Origin of the sequence: Actinomadura rifamycini DSM 43936, assembly GCF_000425065.1 — a bacterium.
Taxonomy (GTDB): domain Bacteria; phylum Actinomycetota; class Actinomycetes; order Streptosporangiales; family Streptosporangiaceae; genus Spirillospora; species Spirillospora rifamycini.
This window is the reverse complement of record NZ_AULB01000022.1, coordinates 84,750-109,091: the sequence shown is the minus strand read 5'-3', so window position 1 is coordinate 109,091 and position 24,342 is coordinate 84,750. Positions and strand designations below refer to the sequence as shown.

The 24,342-nt window shown below is 73.8% G+C and carries 23 protein-coding genes; 17 read left to right on the top strand and 6 right to left on the bottom strand.

The genetic code is table 11. The features are described from left to right. The first annotated feature begins 33 nt into the window (after positions 1-33). Genes H505_RS0121660 through H505_RS0121650 form a run of 3 tightly spaced genes read left to right on the top strand, consistent with a single transcriptional unit; the run spans position 34 to position 4,167 of the window. Positions 34-2,115 carry a hypothetical protein gene (locus H505_RS0121660; protein ID WP_026403657.1) on the top strand — a complete coding sequence of 694 codons (2,082 nt, stop codon included), beginning with the start codon at positions 34-36 and terminating at the stop codon, positions 2,113-2,115. Positions 2,116-2,135: 20 nt separating this feature from the next. Further along, positions 2,136-3,056 carry a glycosyltransferase family 2 protein gene (locus H505_RS0121655; RefSeq protein WP_026403656.1) on the top strand — a complete coding sequence of 307 codons (921 nt, stop codon included), beginning with the start codon at positions 2,136-2,138 and terminating at the stop codon, positions 3,054-3,056. A gap of 25 nt (positions 3,057-3,081) precedes the next feature. Further along, entirely contained in the window at positions 3,082-4,167 is a 1,086-nt protein-coding gene (locus tag H505_RS0121650; RefSeq protein ID WP_026403655.1) for a glycosyltransferase family 4 protein, read from the top strand. On the opposite strand, the gene trxA is transcribed toward H505_RS0121650, so the two are convergent. Both trxA and H505_RS43520 read right to left on the bottom strand, forming a co-directional pair. After that, entirely contained in the window at positions 4,148-4,471 is a 324-nt protein-coding gene (gene trxA / locus H505_RS0121645; RefSeq protein WP_026403654.1) for a thioredoxin, read from the bottom strand. The two genes, H505_RS0121650 and trxA, sit on opposite strands and share 20 nt — an antisense overlap. Continuing rightward, positions 4,468-5,457, bottom strand: coding sequence for a lysylphosphatidylglycerol synthase transmembrane domain-containing protein (locus H505_RS43520; RefSeq protein ID WP_051300998.1), 990 nt, complete (start codon positions 5,455-5,457; stop codon positions 4,468-4,470). Before H505_RS43520 ends, trxA begins: the two co-directional genes overlap by 4 nt. A gap of 94 nt (positions 5,458-5,551) precedes the next feature. Here H505_RS43520 and H505_RS0121635 point away from each other — a divergent pair, with 94 nt between their 5' ends. Then, the gene (locus H505_RS0121635) at positions 5,552-6,262 is read left to right on the top strand and encodes a class I SAM-dependent methyltransferase (protein WP_026403653.1); all 711 of its coding nucleotides are present in this window, start codon (positions 5,552-5,554) and stop codon (positions 6,260-6,262) included. 47 nt (positions 6,263-6,309) lie between these two features. Then, a complete protein-coding gene (manB, locus tag H505_RS0121630; protein WP_026403652.1) occupies positions 6,310-7,377 on the top strand; it encodes a mannose-1-phosphate guanylyltransferase in 1,068 nt (355 codons plus the stop codon). A 4-nt stretch (positions 7,378-7,381) separates the two neighbouring features. On the opposite strand, the gene H505_RS0121625 is transcribed toward manB, so the two are convergent. After that, a complete protein-coding gene (locus H505_RS0121625; protein ID WP_026403651.1) occupies positions 7,382-8,215 on the bottom strand; it encodes a helix-turn-helix transcriptional regulator in 834 nt (277 codons plus the stop codon). A 102-nt stretch (positions 8,216-8,317) separates the two neighbouring features. Here H505_RS0121625 and H505_RS0121620 point away from each other — a divergent pair, with 102 nt between their 5' ends. The 7 genes from H505_RS0121620 (at position 8,318) to H505_RS0121590 (ending at position 17,414) form a co-directional block, all read left to right on the top strand. Further along, complete coding sequence (locus H505_RS0121620; RefSeq protein ID WP_245592600.1) at positions 8,318-9,400, top strand: aldo/keto reductase; 1,083 nt, start codon at positions 8,318-8,320, stop codon at positions 9,398-9,400. Between the two features lie 191 nt (positions 9,401-9,591). Next, positions 9,592-11,148 (top strand): alkaline phosphatase D family protein, encoded by a 1,557-nt coding sequence (locus H505_RS0121615; RefSeq protein WP_026403649.1) that lies wholly within the window; start codon positions 9,592-9,594, stop codon positions 11,146-11,148. 56 nt (positions 11,149-11,204) lie between these two features. After that, positions 11,205-11,651 carry an SgcJ/EcaC family oxidoreductase gene (locus tag H505_RS0121610; protein WP_026403648.1) on the top strand — a complete coding sequence of 149 codons (447 nt, stop codon included), beginning with the start codon at positions 11,205-11,207 and terminating at the stop codon, positions 11,649-11,651. Positions 11,652-11,756: 105 nt separating this feature from the next. Continuing rightward, positions 11,757-12,530: an SDR family NAD(P)-dependent oxidoreductase gene (locus H505_RS0121605; protein WP_026403647.1), complete on the top strand. Its 774-nt coding sequence runs from the start codon at positions 11,757-11,759 to the stop codon at positions 12,528-12,530. 54 nt (positions 12,531-12,584) lie between these two features. Next, positions 12,585-13,571, top strand: a complete 987-nt coding sequence (locus H505_RS0121600; protein ID WP_051300997.1) for an RNA polymerase sigma-70 factor — start codon at positions 12,585-12,587, stop codon at positions 13,569-13,571. Between the two features lie 54 nt (positions 13,572-13,625). Then, positions 13,626-14,519: a DNA-3-methyladenine glycosylase family protein gene (locus H505_RS0121595; protein ID WP_034519121.1), complete on the top strand. Its 894-nt coding sequence runs from the start codon at positions 13,626-13,628 to the stop codon at positions 14,517-14,519. Between the two features lie 339 nt (positions 14,520-14,858). After that, the gene (locus tag H505_RS0121590; protein ID WP_026403644.1) at positions 14,859-17,414 is read left to right on the top strand and encodes a bifunctional FO biosynthesis protein CofGH; all 2,556 of its coding nucleotides are present in this window, start codon (positions 14,859-14,861) and stop codon (positions 17,412-17,414) included. Positions 17,415-17,460: 46 nt separating this feature from the next. Here H505_RS0121590 and H505_RS0121585 read toward each other — a convergent pair whose 3' ends face one another. Continuing rightward, complete coding sequence (locus H505_RS0121585; RefSeq protein ID WP_026403643.1) at positions 17,461-18,747, bottom strand: coenzyme F420-0:L-glutamate ligase; 1,287 nt, start codon at positions 18,745-18,747, stop codon at positions 17,461-17,463. Then, positions 18,744-19,703: a 2-phospho-L-lactate transferase gene (cofD, locus tag H505_RS0121580; protein WP_026403642.1), complete on the bottom strand. Its 960-nt coding sequence runs from the start codon at positions 19,701-19,703 to the stop codon at positions 18,744-18,746. The genes H505_RS0121585 and cofD overlap by 4 nt, the downstream gene beginning before the upstream one ends. A 109-nt stretch (positions 19,704-19,812) precedes the next feature. Here cofD and H505_RS50660 point away from each other — a divergent pair, with 109 nt between their 5' ends. The 3 genes from H505_RS50660 (at position 19,813) to H505_RS0121565 (ending at position 21,614) form a co-directional block, all read left to right on the top strand. After that, positions 19,813-20,043 (top strand): hypothetical protein, encoded by a 231-nt coding sequence (locus H505_RS50660; protein ID WP_125613163.1) that lies wholly within the window; start codon positions 19,813-19,815, stop codon positions 20,041-20,043. Next, entirely contained in the window at positions 20,040-20,981 is a 942-nt protein-coding gene (locus H505_RS50655) for a hypothetical protein (protein ID WP_026403641.1), read from the top strand. The genes H505_RS50660 and H505_RS50655 overlap by 4 nt, the downstream gene beginning before the upstream one ends. A 417-nt stretch (positions 20,982-21,398) precedes the next feature. Beyond that, positions 21,399-21,614: a WhiB family transcriptional regulator gene (locus tag H505_RS0121565; RefSeq protein ID WP_171064042.1), complete on the top strand. Its 216-nt coding sequence runs from the start codon at positions 21,399-21,401 to the stop codon at positions 21,612-21,614. A 249-nt stretch (positions 21,615-21,863) separates the two neighbouring features. Here H505_RS0121565 and H505_RS0121560 read toward each other — a convergent pair whose 3' ends face one another. Beyond that, a complete protein-coding gene (locus tag H505_RS0121560) occupies positions 21,864-22,292 on the bottom strand; it encodes a metallopeptidase family protein (protein WP_245592599.1) in 429 nt (142 codons plus the stop codon). A 198-nt stretch (positions 22,293-22,490) separates the two neighbouring features. Here H505_RS0121560 and H505_RS0121555 point away from each other — a divergent pair, with 198 nt between their 5' ends. Continuing rightward, positions 22,491-22,868: a DUF3499 domain-containing protein gene (locus H505_RS0121555; RefSeq protein WP_026403638.1), complete on the top strand. Its 378-nt coding sequence runs from the start codon at positions 22,491-22,493 to the stop codon at positions 22,866-22,868. A gap of 118 nt (positions 22,869-22,986) precedes the next feature. Continuing rightward, entirely contained in the window at positions 22,987-24,342 is a 1,356-nt protein-coding gene (locus tag H505_RS0121550; RefSeq protein ID WP_026403637.1) for a phosphomannomutase/phosphoglucomutase, read from the top strand.

Here is a 24,342-nt window from a genome sequence, read left to right as displayed (position 1 = left end):
GGCGGGGGTCCGGTGCCGCTACGCTCCGCTGCGATGAACGAGCGGACGAGTACGTCGGCGGGCCGCGTGCTCGCCCTGGTCACCATCGCCCCCGCGCTGATCGTCGCGGCCTGGCTCGCGGTGTCGCTGCCGCTGCTGCTCGCGGGCGTGTTCCACCCCGCCCCCGCCCTCGCGCTGTTCGCCCCCGCCGCCGCGCTCATGCTCCGGTACGGGCTGCGGACCGGGACGCGCGAGGGCGCGCCGCCCGTGCTGGACGGGACGACGCGGCGGTCCGTCGCGGGCGTCCTGGCGGTCGTCGGCGCGTTCACCGCCTACCAGGTCGCCATGTGCTCGGAGCAGATCATCGTCCGGCGCGACCCCGCCTCGTACGTCCAGTTCGCGGTGTGGCTCGCCGAGCACGGGTCGCTGCCGATCCCGCAGGACCGCTGGGCGTTCGGCGGCGCCGACCCCGCCCTCGCCTTCGAGAGCCCCGCCTTCTACGCCGAGGGCGGCGCGATCGTCCCGCAGTTCATGGCCGGGTTCCCGATCGTGCTGACGCCCGGCGGCTGGCTCGCCGGGGCGCACGGGATCCTGCTGACCGCGCCGCTGCTCGGCGCCTGCTGCGTGCTCGCCTTCGCCGGGCTCGTCGCGCGGCTCGTCGGGCCCCGCTGGGCGCCCGCCGGGGCGCTGCTGCTCGCCGCGACGCTGCCGATGCTGTGGGCGTCCCGCAACACCCTGAGCGAGCTGCCCGCGATCGTCCTGCTGCTCGGCGGGCTGTCGCTGCTGTACGACGCGCGCGGCGACGACCCGCGCACCGCCCGCGCGAAGCACCTCCTCGCGGGCCTCGCGCTCGGCCTGATCGTGCTCGTCCGCATCGACGGCCTCCGCGACGTGCTGCCCCTCTTGGCGCTCGCCGGCCTCCTCGTCGGACTGCGCCGCCGCGAGGGCTACTGGCTGGCCGGCGGGCTGCTCCTCGGTGTCGCCGCCGGGCTCACCGAGGGCGTCGTCCTGTCCCGCCCGTACCTGGAGTACCTGCGGGGCTCGGTCGTCCCGCTGCTGGCCATCGCGGCGGGCGTCGCGGCCGCGACCGTCCTGCTGGCGGTCCTCCTGCGCGCCGACCGGACGAACGCGCGGCTGCGGGCGCTCGCGGGCGCGGTGCGGGGCGGGCGGCTGCCGGACGTCCTCGCCGGGCTGACCGTCGCCGCGTTCCTGGCGTTCGCCGCCCGGCCGCTCGTCCAGACCGCCACCCGCGTCCCCGACAACCCCGACGACCGGCTGAACGCCCAGTTCATCGAGGCCGTCCAGAAGATCAACGGGATGGCGCCGGACGGCACCCGGCAGTACACCGAGCTGTCGCTGCACTGGGTCGCCTGGTACATCGGCGTGCCCGCGCTGCTGTTCGCCGTCGTCGGCGCGGCCGTCCTCGGGCGGCGGCTGCTGCGCGGCCGGTCCGCGCGGTGGCTCCCCGCGTACGCGGTGATCGTGTGGACGACGGCGCAGGTGCTGCTCCGCCCCGGCATCACCCCCGACCACCCGTGGGCGTCGCGGCGGCTGATCGGCCTCGTCATCCCGGGCCTGCTGCTGCTCGCGGTGTTCGGCGCGGCCTGGACGGCCCGGCGGGTGCGGCGCCTCGGCTACTCGCCGCGCGTCCTGCGCTGGGGCGTGGGGACCGGCTACGTGGTGATGCTCGTCCCGATCGTCCTGGTCAGCGCCCCCTACCTGGTGTCGCGGACCGAGCAGGGCGAGGTCGCGGCCGTCCGGACGCTGTGCGGGCGGATCGGCGGCGACGCGTCCGTGATCGCCGTCGAGCGCGCCACCGCCGACCGCTTCTCCCAGGTCGTGCGGGGGATGTGCGGCGTGCCGACGGCCCGGACCGCGCCGGACGCCACGCCCGAGGACGTCCGGCGCGTCATCGGGAAGGTGCGCGCGGCCGGGCGCACCCCCGTGCTGCTCGGCGCGCGGCGCGCCGACGTCGCCCCGTACGGCCCGGCCGAGCAGGTCGTCCGGCTGCGGACCGAGCAGGACGGGCGGACGCTCGACGAGCCCCCGCGCGGCACCTGGGGCCTCGGCGTCGACGTGTGGACGTCCCGCCCCGCCGGCCCCGGCGTTCCCGATGGCGGCGGGTCGGGCGGCTGAGGCGAGTATCCTCGCCCTGCGTGAGCACCCAGCCTGCCGAGTCCGCGCCCGAAGACGTCCACGTCACGATCGTCCTGCCGTGCTACAACGAGCAGGACCATGTGATCGACGAGGTCGAGCGCATCTGCAAGGCGATGGACAACAGCGGCAAGACCTACGAGCTGCTGGCCGTGGACGACTGCTCGACCGATGACACGCTGGCCCGGCTGCGCGAGGCCGAGCCCCGCTTCCCGAACATGCGGATCATGGCGTTCCAGCACAACAGCGGGTCGGGGACGGTCCGCCGCATCGGTTCGCAGCAGGCCCGCGGCGACATCGTCGTGTGGACGGACGCCGACATGTCGTATCCGAACGACCGCATCCCCGAGCTCGTCGGGATCCTCGACGAGAACCCGGCGATCGACCAGGTCGTGGGCGCCCGCACCAGCGAGGAGGGCACCCACAAGGCGCTGCGGGTGCCCGCCAAGTGGTTCATCCGCAAGGTCGCCGAGCGGCTCACGAACTCGAAGATCCCCGACCTGAACTCCGGGCTGCGGGCGTTCCGCCGCGAGGTGTCGCTGCCCTACCTGCGGCTGCTGCCCCCCGGGTTCTCCTGCGTGACCACGATCACCATCGCGTTCCTGTCGAACCAGCACCCGGTGCACTACGAGCCGATCGAGTACGCCAAGCGGGCCGGCAAGTCGAAGTTCCACTTCACCAAGGACGCCTACCGCTACATCCTCCAGGTGCTGCGGATGGTCATGTACTTCAACCCGCTCAAGGTGCTGATGCCCCCGGCGCTCTGGCTGATCCTCATCGGCCTCGGCAAGGGCGTCTTCGACATGATCGTCCACTTCGGGTACTTCGCGAACAACACGATCATGATTTTCGTCACCGGGTTGATCATCGCGTCGCTGGCGCTGCTCGCCGACCTGATCGTCCGATCACGCGGCGACGTCTAGCGTGGGGCGGATGGACACCACGGGCATGCAGATCGCGATCGTCGGGCCCGCGTTCCCGTACAAGGGGGGCGGCGCCCACCACACCACCGAGCTGGCGCACCGCCTCGCCGCCGCCGGGCACGACGTCGCCATCGAGTCGTGGCGCGCCCAGTACCCGTCGTTCCTGTACCCGGGGCAGCAGACGATCGACGCGCCGGAGGGCGAGCCGTTCCCCGGCACCCGGCACCGGCTCGACTGGCGCCGCCCGGACGGCTGGTGGCGCACCGGCCGGACCCTGCGCTCCCGCGACCTCACCGTGCTGGCCGTCCTGAGCCCGGTGCAGGTGCCGTCCTACCTCGGCATCCTCGCCGGGCTCGGCCGCCGCGCCCCGGCGGTCGCGCTGTGCCACAACGTGCTGCCCCACGAGCGCAAGCCCTACGACGTCCCGCTGATGCGGCGCCTGCTGCGCCGAGTGGACGGCGTGCTCGTCCACTCGGAGGCGCAGGCCGAACTGGCGCGGGGGCTGACGGCGCGTCCCGTCCGGGTGGCGGAGATGCCCGCGCACCTCCCGGCCGCGCCGGGGGCGACCGCCCCGCGCGCCGGCGGGGTGCGGCGCCGGCTGCTGTTCTTCGGGATCGTCCGGCCGTACAAGGGGCTGGACGTCCTGCTGCGCGCGCTCGCGCAGGGCCCGGACGACGTCGCGCTGACCGTCGCGGGCGAGTTCTGGGGCGGGCTGGAGGACACCGAGAAGCTGATCGGCGAACTCGGCCTCGCCTCCCGCGTCGAGCTGCGGCCCGGGTACGTGCCCGCCGCCGACGTCCCCGGCCTGTTCGCGGACGCGGACGCGCTCGTCCTGCCCTACCGGACCGCCACCGCCTCGCAGAACGTGTGGATGGCCCACGAGTACGGCGTCCCGGTGATCGCGACCGACGTCGGCGGGTTCGCCGGGCAGGTCCGCGACGGCGAGGACGGGCTGATCTGCGCGCCCGGCGACGTCGCGTCCCTGGCCGCGGCGCTCGACCGGTTCTACGCGCCGGGCGAGCCGGAGCGCCTGCGCTCCGGCGTCCGCCCGGCCGACCACGGCCCGCTGTGGGACGCCTACCTGGCGGCGCTCACAGGTGCGGCTCGATGATCTTCAGGAAGGCCCGCTTCGGCTTCGCGCCGGTGACCTGCTCCACGACCTCGCCGTCCTTGACGAGCAGCAGGGTCGGCAGCCCCAGCACCCCGTACTTGCCGGGGGTCACCGGGTTCTCGTCGTAGTTCATCTTCGCGATCTTCAGCCGGCCGTCCAGCTCGGCGGCGATCTGGTCCAGCACCGGCGCGATCATCTTGCACGGGCCGCACCAGTCCGCCCAGAAATCGACCAGGACGGGGACGTCGCTCTTCAGCACCTCGGCGTCGTACGTCGCGTCGGTCACGGTGACCGGACTTGTCACGGGGACTCCTTCGTCGGGGACGTACCGTTCACAAGTCCCGCCGTCTGCCGATCATTCCCGCCGCCGTCCGGCACCGCCCCCTTCGGCGGCTTGGTCAGCACGAACGCGGCGCCCGCGATGATCAGGTCCGCGGCCGTCAGCAGGACGCGGCTCGCGATCGCCACCACGACCGCCGCGCCCGCCGGCAGCGCCGGGCTGAGCACCACGGTCAGCGCGGCCTCCCGCGCCCCGATCCCGCCCGGCGCGATGAACACCAGGAAGCCCACCACGAACGCCAGCGCGTACGCGCCCGCCGCCAGGAACGGCAGCCCCGGGCCGTCGCCCCCGACCGCCGCGCACAGCAGCCACGTGTGGACGCCGAACAGCGCCCACCCGAGGACCGTCCAGCCGATCGCCCGCAGCGTCACCGCCAGGCTCACCGGACGCTCCAGCGGCGGCCGCCGCAGCACCTTCAGCATCAGCCCCAGCGCCCACGTGACGATCTTCGGGTGCAGGGCCGCGAGCAGCACCGGCGCCAGCAGGAACAGCCACCAGAACCGGTCCCGCGCGGTCGCCGACGTCAGCGGCAGCGTCACCGCCGCGACCGCGAGCCCGCACGCCGTGGACGTCGCCACCGCCAGCAGCGTCGAGCCGAAGCTCCGCTCCGCGGGCACCTTGTGCTCCCGCGTCATCTCGATCTGCGTGACCAGCGCCCACACCTTGCCCGGCACGTACTTGCCGAGCTGCGAGATCCCCGAGATCCGGAACGCCGCGCCGACCGGCAGCGGCGACCCGAGCCCGCCCAGCAGCGCCCGCCACCCGAGCATCCACACGAACAGCCCCGCGAGGCCCGCCGCGAGGGAGCCCGCGAGCGCGTACCACGACATGTCCCGCAGCGCCCGCACGGTCGCGTCCCACTGCGATGCCACGCTGTAGGCGCAGAAGGCCAGGGCGAGCAGAACCAGCAGCACCCGCAGGACCCGCACGGCGACGACCTTCTTGTTCACGCGCCCCAGAGTAGGCGAACCCCCGGGGCGCGGGAGGCGGACACGGGCACCGAACGCGGCACTCCGACCGTCCGTCCCCCGTAAAGTGGGCGCGATGAAACTCTCGGATGCGATCGCCTTCATGGGCCACCAGGTGCACGTCTGCCGGTACCGCGAAGCCGGGACGCTGCTCGGCTGGATGGGGCGCGACCTGCGCGGCCGCCGGGTCCTCGACGTCGCGGGCGGCGACGGCTACTGGGCCGGGCAGGCCCGCCGGCGCGGCGCCGACGCGGTGTCCATCGACCTGCACCGCGGCAAGATGGTGTACGGCCGGACGCTCGCGCACGCGCCCGCGCTGATCGAGTGCGACGCGCTGCGCCTCCCGTTCGGCGACGCGTCCTTCGACGCGATCCTCTCCGTCTGCGCCATCGAGCACTTCGACGACGGCGGCCGCTCCCTCGACGAGATGGCCCGGGTGCTGAAGCCCGGCGGCGCGATCTTCATGTCCGCCGACGTCCTCAGCCGCGCGGACGCCTGGCCGAAGCTGCGCGACGCCCACAAGGCGAAGTACCACGTCCAGCACACCTACACCCACGAGAGCCTCCGCAAGCTCATGGACGAGCGCGGCCTCGACCTCGTGCGGCACAGCTACCAGTTCCGCACCGCCGCCACCGAGCGCCTCTACCTGTCGCTGTCCACCTACGGCGGCAAGGTCGGCTTCAACGCCGCCGCCCCGCTCACGCCGCTCGTCGCCCTCGCCGACCGCAAGGCCCCCAACGAGCGCGGCAGCATCGTGCTCGTCGAGGCCCGGAAGCGCACCGACTGACGGTCCACTAGGCTCGGCCTCCACACGGCGGTGGAGAAAGGAGCCCAGTGGAAGCGATCCTCCTGGTCGGAGGCAGGGGCACGCGCCTGCGCCCGCTCACCATCTCCACCCCGAAGCCGCTGCTGCCCACGGCCGGTGTGTCGTTCCTCTCGCACCAGCTCGCGCGCGCGCACGCGGCGGGCGTCGAGCGCATCGTGTTCGCCACGTCGTACCGGGCCGAGATGTTCGAGGCCGCCTTCGGCTCCAAGGCCCACGGGCTCGAACTCGTCTACGTCAGCGAGGACCAGCCGCTCGGCACCGGCGGCGCCATCCGCAACGCCGCCCGCGCCCTCCGCTCCGGCCCGGACGACCCGGTCCTGATCCTCAACGGCGACATCCTCTCCGGCCACGACGTCCGGGCCCAGGTCGCCCTGCACGAGGACACCGGCGCCGCCGCGACCCTGCACCTGACCCGCGTCGACGACCCGTCCCGCTTCGGGTGCGTCCCCACGGACGGGACGGGCCGCGTCACCGCGTTCCTCGAGAAGACCTCGCACCCGGTCACCGACCAGATCAACGCGGGCTGCTACGTGTTCCGCCGCTCCGCGATCGACACGATCCCCGAGGACGAGGTCGTCTCCGTCGAGCGCGAGACGTTCCCCGCCCTGATCTCCTCGGGCGCCCGCGTCATGGGCCACGTCGAGGCCGAGTACTGGCTCGACGTCGGCACCCCCGAGGCGTTCGTCCGCGGCTCCTGCGACCTCGTCCTCGGCCGCCTCGCCTCGCCCGCGATGCCCGGCGAGCCCGGTGAGCGCCTCACCCTCCCCGGCGCGACCGTCGCGCCGGGCGCGATCGTCCGCGGCGGCACCACCGTCGGGCGCGGCGCGGTCGTCGAGGCCGGCAGCACCGTCGTCGGCAGCGTCCTGCTCGACGACGCGTTCGTCGCCGAGGGCGCGACCGTCCGCGACTCCGTCCTGTCCCGGGGCGCGCGGGTCGGCCCCGGCGCCGTCCTCGACGGCGTCATCCTCGGCGACGGCGCCGTCGTCGGCCCCGGCAACGAGCTCCGCGGCGGCCTGCGCATCTGGCCCGGCATCGAGCTGCCCCCGACGGCCGTCCGGTTCTCCACCGACGCCTGACCCGTCACCGGGCGGACAACCGGTCCAGGGCCGCCTGGCTTTCCGCGTCCGCGGCGCGGTAGATCACCAGCAGCTGGTCGGGGTCCTGGAGCGGTCTGAGCGTCTCGTACTGCACGGAGAGCACACCGGCCTCGGGGTGCCGCAGCATCTTGGTCCCGCGGGCGGCGACCTTGACGTCCTGCTCGGCCCACAGGCGCGCGAAGTCCTCGTGGCCGGCGGTGAACTCGGCGATGAGGCCGGTCAGCGCCGGATCGTCCGGGTGCGCGGCCCACGCGGCGCGCAGGTGGGCGATCCCTTCCCGCACCATGCGTTCGCGGTCGAGGTAATAGCCGCGCAACCGCGGGTGCATCAGGCACAGCCACATCGAATTGCGCTGCTCTGGCGGCAGGTCGCCGAAATCCAGCAGCAGCCTGGTCATTTCGGTGTTCCAGGCCAGGATGTCGTAGCGGTGGTTCAGGAGCATGGCGGGCAGCGGCGCCAGGTCGGCGACGAGCCGGGCCAGCGACGGCGCCGCGGCGGTGACGAGCTTGTCGTCGTCGCGGGGGCGCTGCCGGGCCAGGTCGTAGAGGTAGGCGCGCTCGTGCGGGTCCAGACGCAGTGCCCTGCACAGGCCCTCCACGACCTCCGCGGAGGGCCGCAGCCCGCGGGCCTGCTCCAGCCGTACGACGTAGTCGACGCTGACCCCGGCCAGTTCGGCGACCTCTTCGCGGCGCAGTCCCGGGGTCCGCCGGGCCCGCAGGCGCGTCGGCAGGCCGACGTCCCGCGGGTCCAGGCGCTCCCGCCGGGTCCGCAGGAACGCCGCCAGCTCTCGGGTCCGGTCCACCGTGGTCGTCGTCATGATCGGTGCAACAGGCAGGGTGGGACCGCTCTTCCCAGGATGCTCCTTCCCTTACCTCCGGCTCGCCGTGATCCGAGAGTGGCTGTCGAGGACGGACGACACGTGCAGGAGGACAGGATGGCGCTCACCCTCGACAGCTACCGGCTGCTGGGCCGCTCCGGGCTGCGGGTCTCACCGCTCGCGCTCGGTACGGCGACCTTCGGAACCGAATCCGGCTGGGGTGCCGAGAAGGAAGAGGCGCGCAGGCTGTTCGACGCCTACGTCGAGCGCGGCGGCAACTTCATCGACACCGCCGACACCTACGCCGACGGCAGCTCCGAGCGCCAGCTGGGCGAATTCACCCGCGGCGCCCGCGAGAGCCTGGTGCTGGCGACGAAGTACACGACGCTGCGCCGCCCCGGAGACCCCAATGCCGCGGGGAGCCACCGCAAGAACATGTTCGCTTCGGTGGAGACCAGCCTCCGGCGGTTGAACACGGACTACCTCGATCTGCTCTACCTGCACGTGTGGGATTTCGCGACGCCGGTCGAGGAGATCCTGCGCGGTATGGACGACCTGGTCCGGCAGGGCAAGGTCCTGTACGTGGCGATGTCCAACGTCCCGGCGTGGGAGGTCTCGCGGATGCAGGCGATCGCCGACCTGCGCGGCTGGTCGCCGCTGGTCGGGCTGCAGGTCGAGTACAACCTCGCGAGCCGCGACGCGGAACGCGACCTCATCCCCATGGCCCGCGCGATGGGGCTCGGGGTGACCCCGTACTCGCCGCTGGCGGGCGGCGTGCTCACCGGGAAGTACGGCCGCGCCGACGCGGCGGGCGCGGCGGCCGCCGGGCCCGGGGAGAGCTCCCGCAAGAGCTTCAACGCCGGGCTCGGGCTGGTCACCGAACGCAACCTCGCCATCGCCGACGCGGTGAAGGAGGTCGCCGCGGAGCTGGGCCGCACTCCCGCGCAGGTCGCGCTCGCCTGGACGCTGCAGAATCCGGGCGTGACGGCGTCGATCGTCGGCGCCCGGACCCTGGAGCAGTTGAACGGCAACCTGGGGGCCCTGGAGGTCGACTTCACGGACGCCCAGCTGGCCCGTCTGGACGAGACCAGTTCGATCAAGCTCGGGTACCCCCACGACCTGCTCGCGGGTGACCACATCCGCACCGTGACCAAGGGCGACATGAAGATTGAAACGCGGGCCTGAGGGACGGGTCGCGCGCCGGAGGCCGTGCCGCCTCCGGCGCGCGTTCGGCGGCGGGCGCCCGCGGGCGGTCCGTCCGGCGCCGTGCGGGCCGACCAGCCGATTCTTCCCGGATGTCCGGTGTTCAGGTGCCGGTCACCGGCGTGGACGATCATTCCGGCGCGGAGTACGACGAACGGAGAACGGAGCGCCGAATGACGCCGAACCGACGGACCTTCCTGCGCGGGGGACTGGCGACGGGGGCCGGAGCCGCCGCGGGGGCCCTGCTCGGCGGCGGGACGGCCCTGGCCGGGCCCGCGTCGCCCGCGCTGGTGCGGCGCCGCCCGCGGCTGACCCACGGTGTGCAGAGCGGCGACGCCACCGCGCACGAGGCGGTCGTCTGGGCCCGCTCGGACCGGCCCGCGCGGATGCTGGTCGAGGTGAGCCGCCGCCCCGACTTCGCCCGCGCGCGGCGGATCCCGGGGCCGCTGCTCACCCCGGGCACCGACCTGACCGGCAAGGCGTTCCTGCGGGGCCTGCCCGCCGGGGAGGAGATCCACTACCGGGTGGTGCTGGCCGACCCGGACCGCCGGTCCGTCCTGTCCGAGCCGGTGACCGGACGCCTGCGCACCGCGCCCCGCGACCGGTCCGACATCCGGTTCGTCTGGTCGGGCGACCTGGCGGGCCAGGGGTGGGGCATCGACGGCGCCCTCGGCGGCTACCGCATCTTCGACGCGATGGGCGCGCTCGACCCGGACTTCTTCCTGTGCAGCGGCGACCTCGTGTACGCCGACGGCCCGCTGCAGGAGACGGTCCGGCTGCCGGACGGACGGACGTGGCGCAACCTCGTCACCCCGGAGAAGAGCAAGGTCGCCGAGACGCTCGCCGAGTACCGCGGGCAGTTCCGGTACAACCTGGAGGACGCGGCCATGCGCGCGTTCAACGCCCGGGTCCCGATGGTCTACCAGTGGGACGACCACGAGGTCGTGAACAACTGGTACCCGGGGGAGATCCTCGACCTGCCCCAGTACACCGAGAAGCGCGTGGACGTCCTGGCGGCGCGCGCTCGGCGGGCGATGTTCGAGTACACCCCGACCGCCGTCCGCCCCCACAGGAACGGCCGCCTGTACCGCCGCGTCTCCTACGGGCCGCTGCTGGACGTCTTCGTCCTCGACATGCGCACCCACAAGGACGCCAACGGGGCGAACGACTCGCCCACCGCCGCCGGGGGCGTGCTGGGGGCCGAGCAGCTCGGGTGGCTGAAGCGGGAGCTGCGCCGGTCCCGGGCGACCTGGAAGGTGATCGCGGCGGACCTGCCGATCGGGCTCATCGTCCCGGACGGCTCCGCCCAGGAGGGCATCGCGCAGGGTGACGGCGGCGCGCCGCTGGGCCGCGAGCGCGAGATCGCCGACCTGCTGTCGTACGCGAAGCGCCGGGGCGTCCGGAACATGGTGTGGCTGACGGCGGACGTCCACTACACGGCGGCGCACTACTACGACCCGGCGAAGGCGGCGTTCCAGGACTTCGACCCGTTCTGGGAGTTCGTCTCCGGCCCCCTGAACGCGGGCGCGTTCGGCCCGAACACCCTGGAGGGCACCTTCGGTCCGCAGCTCGACTTCCACCGGGCGCCGCGGACCCCGAACACGTCCCCGGCCGAGGGCTTCCAGCACTTCGGCGAGGTCGACCTCGACGGCGGGTCGGGGGAGCTGACCGTGCGGCTCCGCGACATCGACGGCGCCGTCCTCTACACCCGCACCCTCGCCCCGCGCTGAGCCCGGCCGCCCGGGGGTCTTGACCTCGACCAAACTTGAGGTTCGATGATCGGTGCATGGACGAGGACGAGATCCGGCGCGCGCTCGACGCGCAGACGGACCACTGGATCCGGCACGAGATGGACCCCTGGGGCGCCTACTTCACCGACGACTGCGACTTCATCACCCACCGCGGCGTCTGGTGGCGGACGCGGCGCGACAACGTCGAGGGGCACAAGGACGTGCCCGCCCCGGTGGTCGAGCAGAAACGGAACTACACCCAGGAGGTCGTCGATATCGCGGCGATCGCACCGGACGTGGCGCTCGTCCACACCCGGTGGAGCTGGCCCGACCACACGCCGCCCGGCGCCGGCGCCCCCGAGGACCGCGCGGGCCTCATCACGATGGTGCTCGTCAGGCGCGACGGCGCCTGGAAGATCCGCGCGGTCCACAACACCCGGGTGAACGGCCTCGACGACGTCGCCGGACGGCCGGAACGGGAGCACGCGCCCGCCGAACGGTGAACGGCCTTTTTCCGGCTCGCATGTCACAGGCGGCGGCGCCGTCTCGTCTCGGGTGGTGAAGACGGGTGCCGCACGGAGCGCACCCTCCGACCGCAAGGGGCGAGCATGAGCGGGCAGGGCACGCACGAGAAGAAGGTCGCGCTGGTCACCGGGGCGAACAAGGGGATCGGCCGGGCGGTCGCCGGACGGCTCGCCGAGCTGGGCATGACCGTCCTGGTCGGCGCCCGGGACGCGCGCCGCGGCGAGGAGGCCGCCGCGGCGCTGCGGGCGGGCGGCGGCGACGCGCACGCCGTCGCCCTGGACGTCACCGACCGGGCCGCCGTCCGGCGGGCGGCGGCCCGGATCGAGGAGGACTTCGGCCGGCTCGACGTGCTGGTCAACAACGCCGGCATCACCGGCACCCCGCCCGGGGTGTCGCCCGCGGACGCCGCCGACCAGATCCCCAGCACCGTCGACCTGGACATGGTCCGGGCGGTGTTCGAGACGAACGTGTTCGGGGTGATCGCGGTGACCAACGCCGTGCTGCCGCTGCTGCGGCGGTCGCCCGCGCCGCGCGTCGTCAACGTCAGCAGCCACGCCGCGTCGCTGACCCTCACGAGCGATCCGGACGGGCCGTTCGCGGCCCTGGTGCCGTCGGCGGCGTACACGCCGTCCAAGTCCGCGCTGAGCGCGCTGACCGTGCAGTACGCCAACGAGCTGCGCAAGGACGGCGTCCTGGTCAACGCCGTCGCGCCCGGATACGTCGCCACCGACAGCAACAACAACACCGGGGTGCTGACGCCCGCGCAGGGCGCCGCGGTGGTGGTGCGGCTGGCCACGGTCGGCGCGGACGGGCCGACCGCCGGGTTCTTCGGCGAGGAGGGCCCGCTGCCCTGGTGAGGGCGGACGACATCAGCGGGTGCGATCAGCGGATTCGATCAGGAGGGGGCGGCGATGCGGGCCGACCGGCGGGACGGCGAGGGGACCGGCGGAGCGACCGGAGCGGGGCGGGCCGAGGAGTTCCAGGACCTGCGGTCGCTGCTGTTCTCGATCGCCTACCGGATCCTCGGCAGCGTGAGCGAGGCCGAGGACGCGGTGCAGGAGACGTGGCTGCGCTACGAGGCCGCCCAGGCCGAACCGGTCTCGGCCAAGGCGTTCCTGTCGGCGACGGTCACCCGCATCGCGATCGACGTGCTGCGCTCGGCGCGCGTCCGGCGCGAGCAGTACGTCGGCCCCTGGTTCCCGGAGCCGCTGCTGGACGACCCGTACAGCGAACCCGAGCGGGCGGCGGAGCTGGCGGACTCCGTGTCGATGGCGGCGCTGCTCCTGCTGGAGCGGCTCAGCCCGCTCGAACGCGCCGTGTTCGTGCTGCGGGAGGTGTTCGGGTTCGGGTTCCCCGAGGTGGCCGCCGCCGTGGGCCGCTCGGAGGCGGCGTGCCGGCAGCTCGCCGTCCGGGCGCGCCGCCACATGGACGCGGGCCGCCCCCGCTTCGAGGCCGACCGCGCGGACCGCGAGCGGCTCGCCGTCCGGTTCCTCGACGCCTTCCGGGACGGGGACGTCGAGGCGCTCACCGCACTGCTGGCCGCGGACGTCCAGCTGGTCGCCGACGCCGGCGGCAAGGCGCCCCGCTGGGACGACCGCTTCGCCGGGCACCGCGACGTCGCGCGGGCGCTCGCCCGGCTGCTGGAGCTCTTCCCGCGGATCGGCGCGACGGTGGAGCCGCACCAGGTGAACGGCCGCCCGGGCGCGGTCTTCCGCGACCGGGACGGCGCGGTGCTCAACATCTGGTCGCTCGACGTCCTCGACGGGCGGATCCAGACGATCCGCACGGTGAGCAACCCGGACAAGCTCGGGCACGTGGGTCCGGTGGCGGACATCTGGGCGGCCTTCCGCGAGGCGAACCGCGGCCCGGCGCACGACCGGCCGGGCCCGCCGCCGTGACGCGTCCCGGCGGCGCGTCCCGGCGGCGCGGGGCGGCTGGCAGACTGGGAACACATGTTCGGGGAGAGCGCGGCCATCGGCTTGGAGTGGCGGGCGCCCTGGCCGCTGGAGCTCGGGCGCACGCTGGCGCCGCATGCCCGCGGGCCGTACGATCCCGCGTTCCAGGTGCGGGACGGCTTCGTCTGGCGGGCGTCGTTCACGCCGGACGGCCCGGGGACGCTGCGGCTCCGCAAGGCCGGGGACGTCGTGGACGCGGCGGCGTGGGGCCCGGGCGCCGGGTGGCTGCTGGAGGGGGTGCCCGCGCTGCTGGGGGCCGACGACCCGGCGGAGGAGTTCGTCCCGCTGCACGACGTCCTGCGCGACCAGGTGCGGCGGCGTCCGGGGTTCCGGATCGGCCGGACGCGCCGGGTGTTCGAGGCGCTCGTGCCCGCGGTGATGGAGCAGAAGGTCCTCGGGCAGGAGGCGTGGCGGGCCTGGGGCTACCTGGTGCGGCGGTTCGGGCGCCCGGCGCCGGGGGCGCCGTGGCTGCGGGTGCCGCCGCCGCCCGCGGTGTGGGCGCGCATCCCCTCGTGGGAGTGGCACCGGGCGGGGCTGGAGGCGGTGCGCGCGCGGACGATCATCGGTGCGGCCCGGGTCGCGGCACGGCTGGAGGACGACCCGGGCGCGGCGCGGCTCACGTCGCTGCCGGGGATCGGGGTGTGGACGGCCGCGGAGGTGCGGCAGCGGGCGGTGGGCGATCCCGACGCCGTCTCGGTCGGCGACTACAACCTGCCCGGGGTGGTGGGCTGGGCGCTGGCCGGCCGGAAGGTCGACGACGCCGGGATGCTCGAACTGCTGGAGCCGTACGCGGGGCACCGGTACCGGGTCACCCGGCTGCTGGAAGCGTCCGGTGCGCGCCCGCCGCGGCGGGGGCCCCGGCTGCCGATGCGCGACTACCGGTCCTTCTGAGGCGGAAAGGGCGGCGCCGCCAGAAGTGGTCGGGCGCGTGGTCGAGGCCGTCGCGGCTGTCGGCGCCGGCCAGGGGGCCGAGGACGGCGAGGGCGAGGACGAGGGCGAGCATGACGATCATGGGTCTGTCCTTCTGGTGGTTCGGACGTTCCCGCGCGGTTGCCTCGATTCTGACCCCGATCATTGTTCAGGTCTAGCTAATGTTCCTGGAGTGATCGTGTTAGAAACACTTCACTATGGCGGGTCGGGAATAGGGAACCGCTGATCAGGGCTGTGTCAGAAGGCCGTGATCGGCCCCCGCCTCGCGAGAGAATATGACGATTGGCATAGAGTGCCCGCATGGAGGTCACCAGCACCGCGGTGCGCCGGGCCCTGGCCCGCGCGCGTGACGGCAAGACGCTCGACCGATCCGAGGCCACGATTCTGCTGCACGCCCGCGGCGAGCAGCTCGACGACCTGCTGACGTACGCGGCGCGGACCCGCGACGCCGGGCTCGCGGCGGCCGGCCGCCCCGGCGTCGTGACCTACAGCCGCAAGGTGTTCATCCCGCTGACCCGGCTGTGCCGCGACCGCTGCGGCTACTGCACGTTCGCGACCGTCCCGCACCGGCTGGACGCGCCGTACCTGAGCCCCGACGAGGTGCTGGAGATCGCCCGGCGCGGCGCCGAAATGGGCTGCAAGGAGGCCCTGTTCACGCTCGGCGACCGCCCCGAGGACCGGTGGAAGCAGGCCCGCGAGTGGCTCGACGCCCACGGCTACGACGACACCCTGTCGTACGTGCGGGCGATGGCGATCCGGGTGCTGGAGGAGACCGGGCTGCTGCCCCACCTCAACCCGGGCGTGCTGACCTGGCGCGACTTCCAGCGCCTCAAGCCCGTCGCGCCGTCGATGGGCATGATGCTCGAGACGACGGCGACGCGGCTGTTCAGCGAGCGGGGCGGCCCCCACTTCGGCTCCCCGGACAAGGACCCGGCGGTGCGGCTGCGGGTGCTGGAGGACGCCGGACGGACGAACGTGCCGTTCACCACCGGCATCCTGATCGGCATCGGCGAGACCGTCGAGGAGCGCGCCGACGCGATCTTCGAGCTCCGCCGGACGATGCGGGAGTACGGCGCGATCCAGGAAGTCATCGTGCAGAACTTCCGCGCGAAGCCCGACACCAAGATGCGGGACACGCCCGACGCGGAACTGGACGAACTGGCCGCGACGATCGCCGTGACCCGGCTCGTCCTCGGCCCGAAGGCGCGCGTGCAGGCGCCCCCGAACCTGGTGGCCGACCAGTACGCGCTGATGCTGCGGGCCGGGATCGACGACTGGGGCGGCGTGTCCCCGCTGACGCCCGACCACGTGAACCCCGAGCGGCCGTGGCCGCAGATCGACGAGCTGGCCGAGCGGACGGCGGCGTCCGGGTTCGAGCTCCGCGAGCGGCTGACGATCTACCCCGAGTACGTCCGGCGCGGCGAGCCGTGGCTGGACCCGAGGCTGCGCGGGCACGTCGCCGCGCTCGCCGACCCCGCGACCGGCCTCGCCCGCGAGGGCGCCGTGCCGGAGGGGCGCCCCTGGCAGGAGCCCGACGGCGGCTTCGCGGCGTCCGGACGCACCGACCTGCACACCGAGATCGACACCACCGGGCGCACCACGGACCGGCGGGACGACTTCGACGAGGTGTACGGCGACTGGGACGCCCTCAAGGAACGCATGTCCGCGCCCCAGCGGTTCGACGCCGACGTCAAGGACGCTCTCTCGCGCGCCGAGCGGAACCCGGGCGGCCTCACCGACGACGAGGCCCTCGCCCTCCTGCACGCGGACGGCCCCGAACTCGACGCGCTCGCCAAGCTGGCCGATGACCTCCGCAAGGACACCGTCGGCGACGACGTCACGTACGTGGTGACGCGCAACATCAACTTCACGAACGTCTGCTACACCGGCTGCCGGTTCTGCGCGTTCGCCCAGCGCCGGACCGACGCCGACGCCTACACGCTCTCGCTGGAGCAGGTCGGCGACCGGGTGGACGAGGCGTGGGCCGCCGGGGCCACCGAGGTCTGCATGCAGGGCGGCATCCACCCCGACCTGCCCGGCACCGCCTACTTCGACCTCGCGCGGGAGGTGAAGCGCCGCGCGCCCGGCATCCACCTGCACTCCTACAGCCCGATGGAGGTCGTGAACGGCGCCAGCCGCACCGACATGTCCGTCCGGGAGTGGCTGCAGGCCGCGAAGGAGGCCGGCGTCGACTCGCTGCCCGGCACGGCCGCGGAGATCCTGGACGACGACGTCCGCTGGGTGCTCACCAAGGGCAAGCTCCCGACGGACCAGTGGATCGAGGTCGTCACCACCGCGCACGAGGTCGGCATCCCCACGACGTCCACGATGATGTACGGGCACGTCGACACCCCCGCCCACTGGGTCGCGCACATCAAGCTGCTGCGGTCGCTCCAGGAGCGGACGGGCGGGTTCAGCGAGTTCGTCCTGCTGCCGTTCGTGCACCACAACTCGCCGATCTACCTGGCGGGGCTCGCCCGTCCGGGGCCGACGGTCCGGGAGAACGTCGCCGTGCACGCGCTGGCCCGGATCCTGCTGCACGGCGCGATCTCCAACATCCAGACGTCCTGGGTCAAGCTCGGGGACGAACTGTGCACGCGCGTCCTGCAAGGCGGCGTCAACGACCTGGGGGGCACGCTGATGGAGGAGACCATCAGCCGCATGGCGGGCTCGGAGAACGGCTCGTTCAAGCCCATCAGCGAGCTGGAGGCCATCGCCGCCCGCGCGGGCCGCCCGGCCCGGCAGCGCACCACCCTCTACGGGGACGTCCCGGCGGAGCGCGTCGAGGCGGCGCGCCGCACCGACGGCATCGGCGCGTTCGGCCGCCGGACCCTGCCCCTCCAGCCGACCACCTGACGGGCGCGGGGCCGGGCGCACCGCCCGGCCCCGCGCGCCGGCGCGGTCAGCGCACCGTCACGAACGCCTCGGCGGACCGGGGCGGGCGCTCGCGCGGCGGCGCCGCCGGGTGCCCGACGCCGACGGCGCCCATCGGGTCCCAGTCGTCCGGCAGGTCGAGCGCGCGGCGGACGACGTCCCGGCAGAACATCGTGCTCGACACCCAGCAGGACCCGAGGCCCTCGACGGCGAGGGCGACCAGCAGGTTCTGGACGCCCGCGCCCGTCGCGACCACGAACATCTCCCGCTCGGCGGCCGCGCGGCGCTCGTCCGGGTAGTCGTGCGACCCGTCCATCACCAGGCACGGGACGACGAGGTACGGGGCGCGGCGCAGCACGTCGCCGCGCCGCAGCCGCTTGGCGACCGACTCGTCGGAGAAGCCGTCGCGGCGCAGGTCGGCCTCCCACGCGTCGCGCATCGCGTCGAGCAGCCGGGTGCGCGACTCCGCCGACTCCAGCAGGACGAACCGCCACGGCGTCGTGTGGTGCGGCGCGGGCGCGAGGATCGCGGCGTCCACCGCGCGCCGCACGGCGGCGCCGTCCACCGGCTCGTCCGTGAACTCCCGGATCGTGCGGCGCGCGCGCAGCACGTCCGCCGACCCGTACCGGAACATGTCCTCCGCAGGGGGACGGACGAGCGCGCGCGCCCCCGGGCCGTCGTCGGGCGTCACGAGGGCGCCGAGCCCCCGCACCACCGCGATCGGCACCCCGGACAGCTTGCCCTTCACCAGTTCGGCCGCCGCCGCGATCTCGTCCGCGACCGCCGTGACCGTCGCCTCCAGCCGGTTGCCGTGCGCGTCGTCGCGGCCCCGCAGGTCGTCCAGGGGGGCGAGGCCCGCGACGCCGATCGCCGCGTCCGTCAGCCCGTTGCGCCACGGCCGTCCGAGGGTGTCCGACACGATGACCGCCACGTCCTTGCCCGTGTGCGCGCGCACCCCGGCCCGGATGGCGCGTGCGGACGCGTCAGGGTCCTCGGGCAGCAGCAGCACCGTGCCGGGCGCCGTGTTCGACGCGTCCACGCCCGCCGCGGCGAGCACGAGCCCCTGCCGCGTCTCCACGATCCGCGTCTCGCCGCGCGCGTGCGCCCGCCGCGCCACGACCCGCACCGTCTCCGCGTCGATCGCCTTCTCCCGGTCGTCCGCGACCAGGACCCGGCCCTCCGCCTTGCTGACGATCTTCGACGTGACGACCAGCACGTCGCCGTCCTCGACCAGCTCGCCGGGGACGAGCGCCGCGACGTCGTCGCCCTCGGCCACCTCGGGCAGCCCAGGCACCCCGAACACCCGCAGGTTCACCGCGCCTCCTCGTCTTCCCGCCGCAGCTCCAGCGCCAGGTCCAGCGCCGCGCGCGCGAGGTCGGCCGTCGCCGCCGCGTCGCTCATCAGCAGCGGCCGCGGCCGCACCTCGACGCCCTCCACCCGGACGTCCGCGTCAGCCTCGGCCACGAGCCAGCCGTCGATCAGCCCGGGCCCGTACAGCTCGCCGACCGCCTGCGCCGTCGTCTCCACCCCGATCGCCGTCAGGCAGGCGTCCGCCATGCCCCGCACCGGCGCGTCCCCGATGATGGGGGAGACGCCCACGACCGTCTTCGCCGCGACCGCGTCCCGGATGCCCGGCACCGACAGGATCGTCCCGATGCTGACCACCGGGTTCGACGGCGGGAACAGCACCACGTCCGCGTCCCGGATCGCCGCGAGCACCCCCGGCGCGGGCTTGGCGTCCTCCGCCCCGACCGGCGCGATGGACAGGGCCGGGAGGGACGCGCGCAGCCGCACCCACCACTCCTGGAAGTGGATGGCGCGCCGCCCGTGCTCGGGGTCGTCGACCACCACGTGCGTCTCGACCTGGTCGTCGGTCATCGGGATCAGCCGGACGCCCGGCCGCCACCGGTCGCACAGCGCCTCGGTGACCGCCGACAGCTTGTACCCGGCCTCCAGCATCTGCGTCCGCACGATGTGGGTGGCGAAGTCGCGGTCGCCCAGCCCGAACCAGCCCGGCCCGACCCCGTACGCGGCGAGCTCCTCCTTGACGGTGAACGTCTCGTCGGTGCGCCCCCAGCCCTGCTCCTCGTTGATCCCCCCGCCGAGCGTGTACATGACGGTGTCGAGATCCGGGCAGACCCGCAGTCCGAACAGGGAGATGTCGTCGCCGGTGTTGCCGATCACGGTGATCTCCGCGTCCGGGACCGCCGCGCGGAGCCCGCGCAGGAAGCGGGCCCCGCCGATGCCGCCCGCCAGCGCCACGATGTTCATGCCGATCACCCTACGGCCTGCTCAACGGACCCCGCGGGGCCGCTCCGGTGCGCCTCACGGCATCCGGGCGCGGACGCGCGAGAATGGACGGGCGGTGACACCGGAGGCGGTGACGTTCGACACCCGCGAACGCCCGGAACGGTGCCCGCGCGCCCGCTTCCGGCGCGGCGCGCGGCGCCCCGCCGACGCCCCGGTATCGCCGCCGGACGACCGCCGAATGGTCTCGCTCGTCCGGGCCGTGACGATTTCGCGCCCGGCGGGGTACGGAGACGTCGGCGGGCGAGATGTGCAAAGCTTTGCCGTGTCATCGGAATGCCTCGGTCTGGAGAAGTCGCAGTGAACAAGGAAGCCGTCCAGCGCCTGCGCGAACCGGCCGCCTGGGTCCTGCTCGCCGCTGCGGGCGTACACCTGCTGGCGGGCATCATCCGGTTGTTGGGCGGTAACGGGAATTTCACCTCCCGCGCCTACGACGAGAGCGTCGGCGGAGTGTTCACCGAGGTCTACATCGTCGCGATGGTGGTCCTCGCGGTGCTGCTCACGACCTGGGGCACGGCGACGCGGCAGGCCCGCAACATCACGATGGGCGCGCTCGGCGTCCTCGGCGGCATCCTGCTGTTCGGCGTCATCAGCTGGCTCGGCGGAATGCTCGCCGAGGGGCCCGACTCGATCTACAAGCTGACGACCTTCCTCATCGGCGCCGCGAAGGTCGCCGTGATGGGCGTCGGCATCTGGTTCGTCCTGACCGTGTTCCAGGGCATGCAGCCCGCGCGTCCGAAGGCGCAGCCGCAGATGCAGCAGGGCTACCCCGACTTCGGCTACCAGCAGGGCCCGCCCGGACAGCCGCAGCCCGGCCAGTTCGGCCAGCCCGGCCAGCCCGGCGGCTACCCGCAGCAGGGCCAGCCGCAGCAGTACCAGCAGTTCGGCCAGCCGGGGCAGACCGGCCAGCCCGCTCCGCAGGGCGAGCAGCCCCAGCAGCAGTTCGGCCAGCCGCAGCAGCAGTACGGGCAGCCGCAGCAGTACGGCCAGCAGCCCGGCCAGCCGGGGCAGCCGCAGTACGGCCAGCAGCCGGGCTACCAGCAGCCGGGCCAGCCGGGGCAGACCGGCCCGGGCGCCCAGAACGAGGACGAGATGGGCGAGTGGACCCGCGCCTACGGCGGCGGCTCCCAGCCCGCCCCGGAACAGGGCCCGCAGGGCACCCAGCCCGCCCCGCCGCAGCCGGGCGAGCAGCGCCCCGAGGACGGCGGCGACTGGTACCGCGACAACCGGCCGCCCCAGTAGCGGACCGGCGGTACCGGCCCTCCCCGGCCGAACCGGAAGCCGGGCCCGTGACCCGAACGTGATCGGCGTCATGATCGGCGCCGAGATCGGCATCGTGATCGGTCTCGTGATCGGCGGAAGGAGCGCCGCGGGCGGTGCCCGCGGCGCCCGGACTTCCCCCCGGTGACCGGCCGATTAACCGATCTTCAGCCAAAGGTCATCAGGGGTATCCCTACATAACCCGCTATGTCCCCGCGCGAACTCGTTCCGCTTGACGGAGCGGGCACTACACACGTGTAATTTCGTGGGTGTAGTTTCTATGCCTTCTCGGGGGAAGGAGCCTGAGGGAAGGCATTGATCCAGGGGGCTCCACGGGCAGGGAGGTGCGCTGTGAGCGAGGTGGTCATCCCGCTGGCGCACGGCACAGACGGCGAAGAGATGGGCTGGCAGGAGCGCGCACTGTGCGCGCAGACGGATCCGGAGGCGTTTTTTCCGGAGAAGGGCGGCTCCACTCGCGAGGCCAAGAAGGTGTGCCGAGCATGCGAGGTGCGTACTGAGTGCTTGGAGTACGCGCTGCAGCACGATGAACGTTTCGGTATTTGGGGCGGGCTGTCCGAGCGGGAACGCCGGAAGCTGAAGCGCCAGGCCGTCTAGCGGCGGCCCGCGGGACGCGCGTCCAGCGGACGGGGCCGCCGCCGGTGCGAACCGGCGGCGGCGCCCGGCCGGGAAGGCGGGAAGCGGAACCGGGCCGGTCCGGCCGGCGCCGTGGGGGAGCGGCGCCGCGAGGACCGGGATCGGCGCCCGCCGGACGCGTGCGCGCGGACGGGCGCCCGAAGACGCCGGAATACGGAAGAGCCGTGTCGACCCTCGGGCCGGCACGGCTCCGCCATGTCCGGGACGCCGTCAGTCGTCGGGGGAGTCGTAGCTCGGGTCGACCGACTCGGGGGACAGGCCGAGCAGGTCGGCGACCTCCTCCACCAGCAGGTCGCGGATCAGCCGCCCCAGCTCCCGCTCGCCGGTCGCGCGCGCCTCGACGGGGCGGCGGAACACGACGATGCGCACCGGGCGCCCGCCCTCGCCGGGGACGGTCTGGCCGAGCGGCACCGGCCCGTCGAACCACGGCTCGACGTCCGGGACCTCGGCGACCGTGAACTCCACCCGCGCCAGCTCCCGCTCCCAGCGCGCGCCGAGCCGGCGGACCTCGTCCTCGACGAGGTCGTCGAACCGCTCCGCGCGCGTCCGCGAGATCGGGGACTGCGGGGGCGCCAGAGGGCCGCGGAGACCGCGACCGCGCCGATCGCGGCGCCGCACGCCTGCCACACGGGATCGCACCCCCCCAGCGTACCCGCAGCGCCCCCGCGCAACCTCGGGACGCCCCCGCGCCCTTCCGTGCCGCCGTGACAAGAAACCGCACGGTACGTGGGCGTTCCCATGCGGTATGTAGTTCTTACCCCGGAAATCGGCCGATAGCGGCGACACGTGCGCCCGGGTGGTGGCGGACGCGGCGGGAGCGAGGTACGGTCGGCCATCGTGAGCCCCGTCCGCACTTGCTCCCGCACCGCCTGCAAGGCGCCAGCAGTCTTCACGCTCACGTACGTCTACCGCGACTCCACCGCGGTCTTGGGTCCCCTCGCCGCGTACGCGGAGCCGCACTGCTACGACCTGTGCGCGGAGCACTCCGAGCGGCTCACCGCGCCGATGGGCTGGGAGCTGGTCCGGCTGCCCGTCGAAGAGGAGACCTCGCTCGGCGAGGACGACCTGGAGGCGCTCGCCGACGCGGTCCGCGAGGCCGCCCGCCCCGCGCCCGGCCCCGGCCAGGAGCCGGTCGGCCAGGGCACCGAGGTCGGCCGCCGCGGCCACCTGCGCGTCCTGCGGTCGGAGCCCGCGGGCACGCAGCCGCAGGAGTAGCCGGCCCCGCGCGGGCCGCACCGGAACCGTCCGCCCCGCCGCTTCCCGGTAGGCTCGGTGTCTCGCCATTTTCGTTTTTCGCACGGCATCTTTCGGACGGCTCGGACAGGGAGCAGGAGTGGGCGACCTCGCCAAGATCTTCAAGGCGTACGACATCCGCGGCGTCGTGCCGGACGAACTGGATCCCGCGATCGCCGAGGCGGCCGGCGCGGCGTTCGTCCGGGTGACCGGGGCGAGCGCGATCGTCACCGCGCACGACATGCGGGAGTCGTCGGCCCCGCTGGCCGAGGCGTTCGCGCGCGGCGCGACCGCGCAGGGCGCGGACGTCATCGAGGCGGGGCTCGGCTCCACCGACCTGCTCTACTACGCCAGCGGCAGCCTCGACCTGCCCGGCGCGATGTTCACCGCGAGCCACAACCCGGCGAAGTACAACGGCCTGAAGCTGTGCCGCGCCGGCGCCCGCCCGGTCGGCCGCGACACCGGCCTCACCGAGATCCGCGAGCTGATCGAGCGGGGCGTCCCCGCCTACGACGGCGAGCCCGGCACGGTATCGCGGCGCGACGTGCTCAAGGGGTACGCCGACCACCTGAAGACGCTCGTCGACCTGTCCGGCATCCGCCGCCTCAAGGTCGTCGTGGACGCCGGCAACGGCATGGGCGGCCACACGGTCCCGTCGGTGTTCGAGGGCCTCCCGCTCGACCTCGTCCCCCTGTACTTCGAGCTGGACGGCACGTTCCCGAACCACGAGGCGAACCCGATCGAGCCCGCGAACCTGCGCGACCTGCAGGCGAAGGTCCGCGAGACCGGCGCCGACATCGGGCTCGCGTTCGACGGCGACGCCGACCGCTGCTTCGTCGTGGACGAGCGCGGCGAGATCGTCTCCCCGTCCGCGGTCACCGCCCTCGTCGCGACCCGCGAACTCGCGAAGCACCCCGGCTCGTCGATCGTGCACAACCTGATCACGTCCGCGGCCGTCCCGGAGATCGTCGCCGAGCACGGCGGCACGCCCGTCCGCACCCGGGTCGGGCACTCGTTCATCAAGCAGACGATGGCCGAGACGGGCGCGGTGTTCGGCGGCGAGCACTCGGCCCACTTCTACTTCCGCGACTTCTGGTTCGCCGACTCCGGCATGCTCGCCGCCCTGCACGTCCTCGCCGCCCTCGGGCAGCAGGACGGGCCGCTGTCGGAGCTGCTCGGCGAGTACACCCGGTACGTCGCGTCCGGTGAGATCAACAGCGAGGTCGACGACCAGGCCGCCGCGGCCGCCCGGGTCAAGGACGCCTTCGCCGGACGCCCCGGCGTGACGCTCGACGAGCTCGACGGGCTCACCGTGGCGAACGAGGACGAGGGCTGGTGGTTCAACCTGCGCCCGTCCAACACGGAGCCGCTGCTGCGCCTCAACGCCGAGGCCGGCGACGAGAAGACGATGGCGGCGCTCCGCGACGAGGTCCTGGCGATCGTGAGGGAGAAGTGA

Excerpts from the sequence above, each read along its gene's own strand:
- H505_RS0121565 (WP_171064042.1), top strand. The coding sequence starts at position 21,399 with ATGGGCTGGCAGGAGCGCGCACTGTGCGCGCAGACGGATCCGGAGGCG.
- H505_RS0121605 (WP_026403647.1), top strand. The coding sequence starts at position 11,757 with ATGAGCGGGCAGGGCACGCACGAGAAGAAGGTCGCGCTGGTCACCGGG.
- H505_RS0121635 (WP_026403653.1), top strand. The coding sequence starts at position 5,552 with ATGAAACTCTCGGATGCGATCGCCTTCATGGGCCACCAGGTGCACGTC.
- H505_RS0121615 (WP_026403649.1), top strand. The coding sequence starts at position 9,592 with ATGACGCCGAACCGACGGACCTTCCTGCGCGGGGGACTGGCGACGGGG.
- H505_RS0121600 (WP_051300997.1), top strand. The coding sequence starts at position 12,585 with ATGCGGGCCGACCGGCGGGACGGCGAGGGGACCGGCGGAGCGACCGGA.
- H505_RS0121660 (WP_026403657.1), top strand. The coding sequence starts at position 34 with ATGAACGAGCGGACGAGTACGTCGGCGGGCCGCGTGCTCGCCCTGGTC.
- cofD (WP_026403642.1), bottom strand. The coding sequence starts at position 19,703 with ATGAACATCGTGGCGCTGGCGGGCGGCATCGGCGGGGCCCGCTTCCTG.
- H505_RS0121650 (WP_026403655.1), top strand. The coding sequence starts at position 3,082 with ATGCAGATCGCGATCGTCGGGCCCGCGTTCCCGTACAAGGGGGGCGGC.
- H505_RS0121625 (WP_026403651.1), bottom strand. The coding sequence starts at position 8,215 with ATGACGACGACCACGGTGGACCGGACCCGAGAGCTGGCGGCGTTCCTG.
- H505_RS0121610 (WP_026403648.1), top strand. The coding sequence starts at position 11,205 with ATGGACGAGGACGAGATCCGGCGCGCGCTCGACGCGCAGACGGACCAC.
- H505_RS0121595 (WP_034519121.1), top strand. The coding sequence starts at position 13,626 with ATGTTCGGGGAGAGCGCGGCCATCGGCTTGGAGTGGCGGGCGCCCTGG.
- H505_RS0121590 (WP_026403644.1), top strand. The coding sequence starts at position 14,859 with ATGGAGGTCACCAGCACCGCGGTGCGCCGGGCCCTGGCCCGCGCGCGT.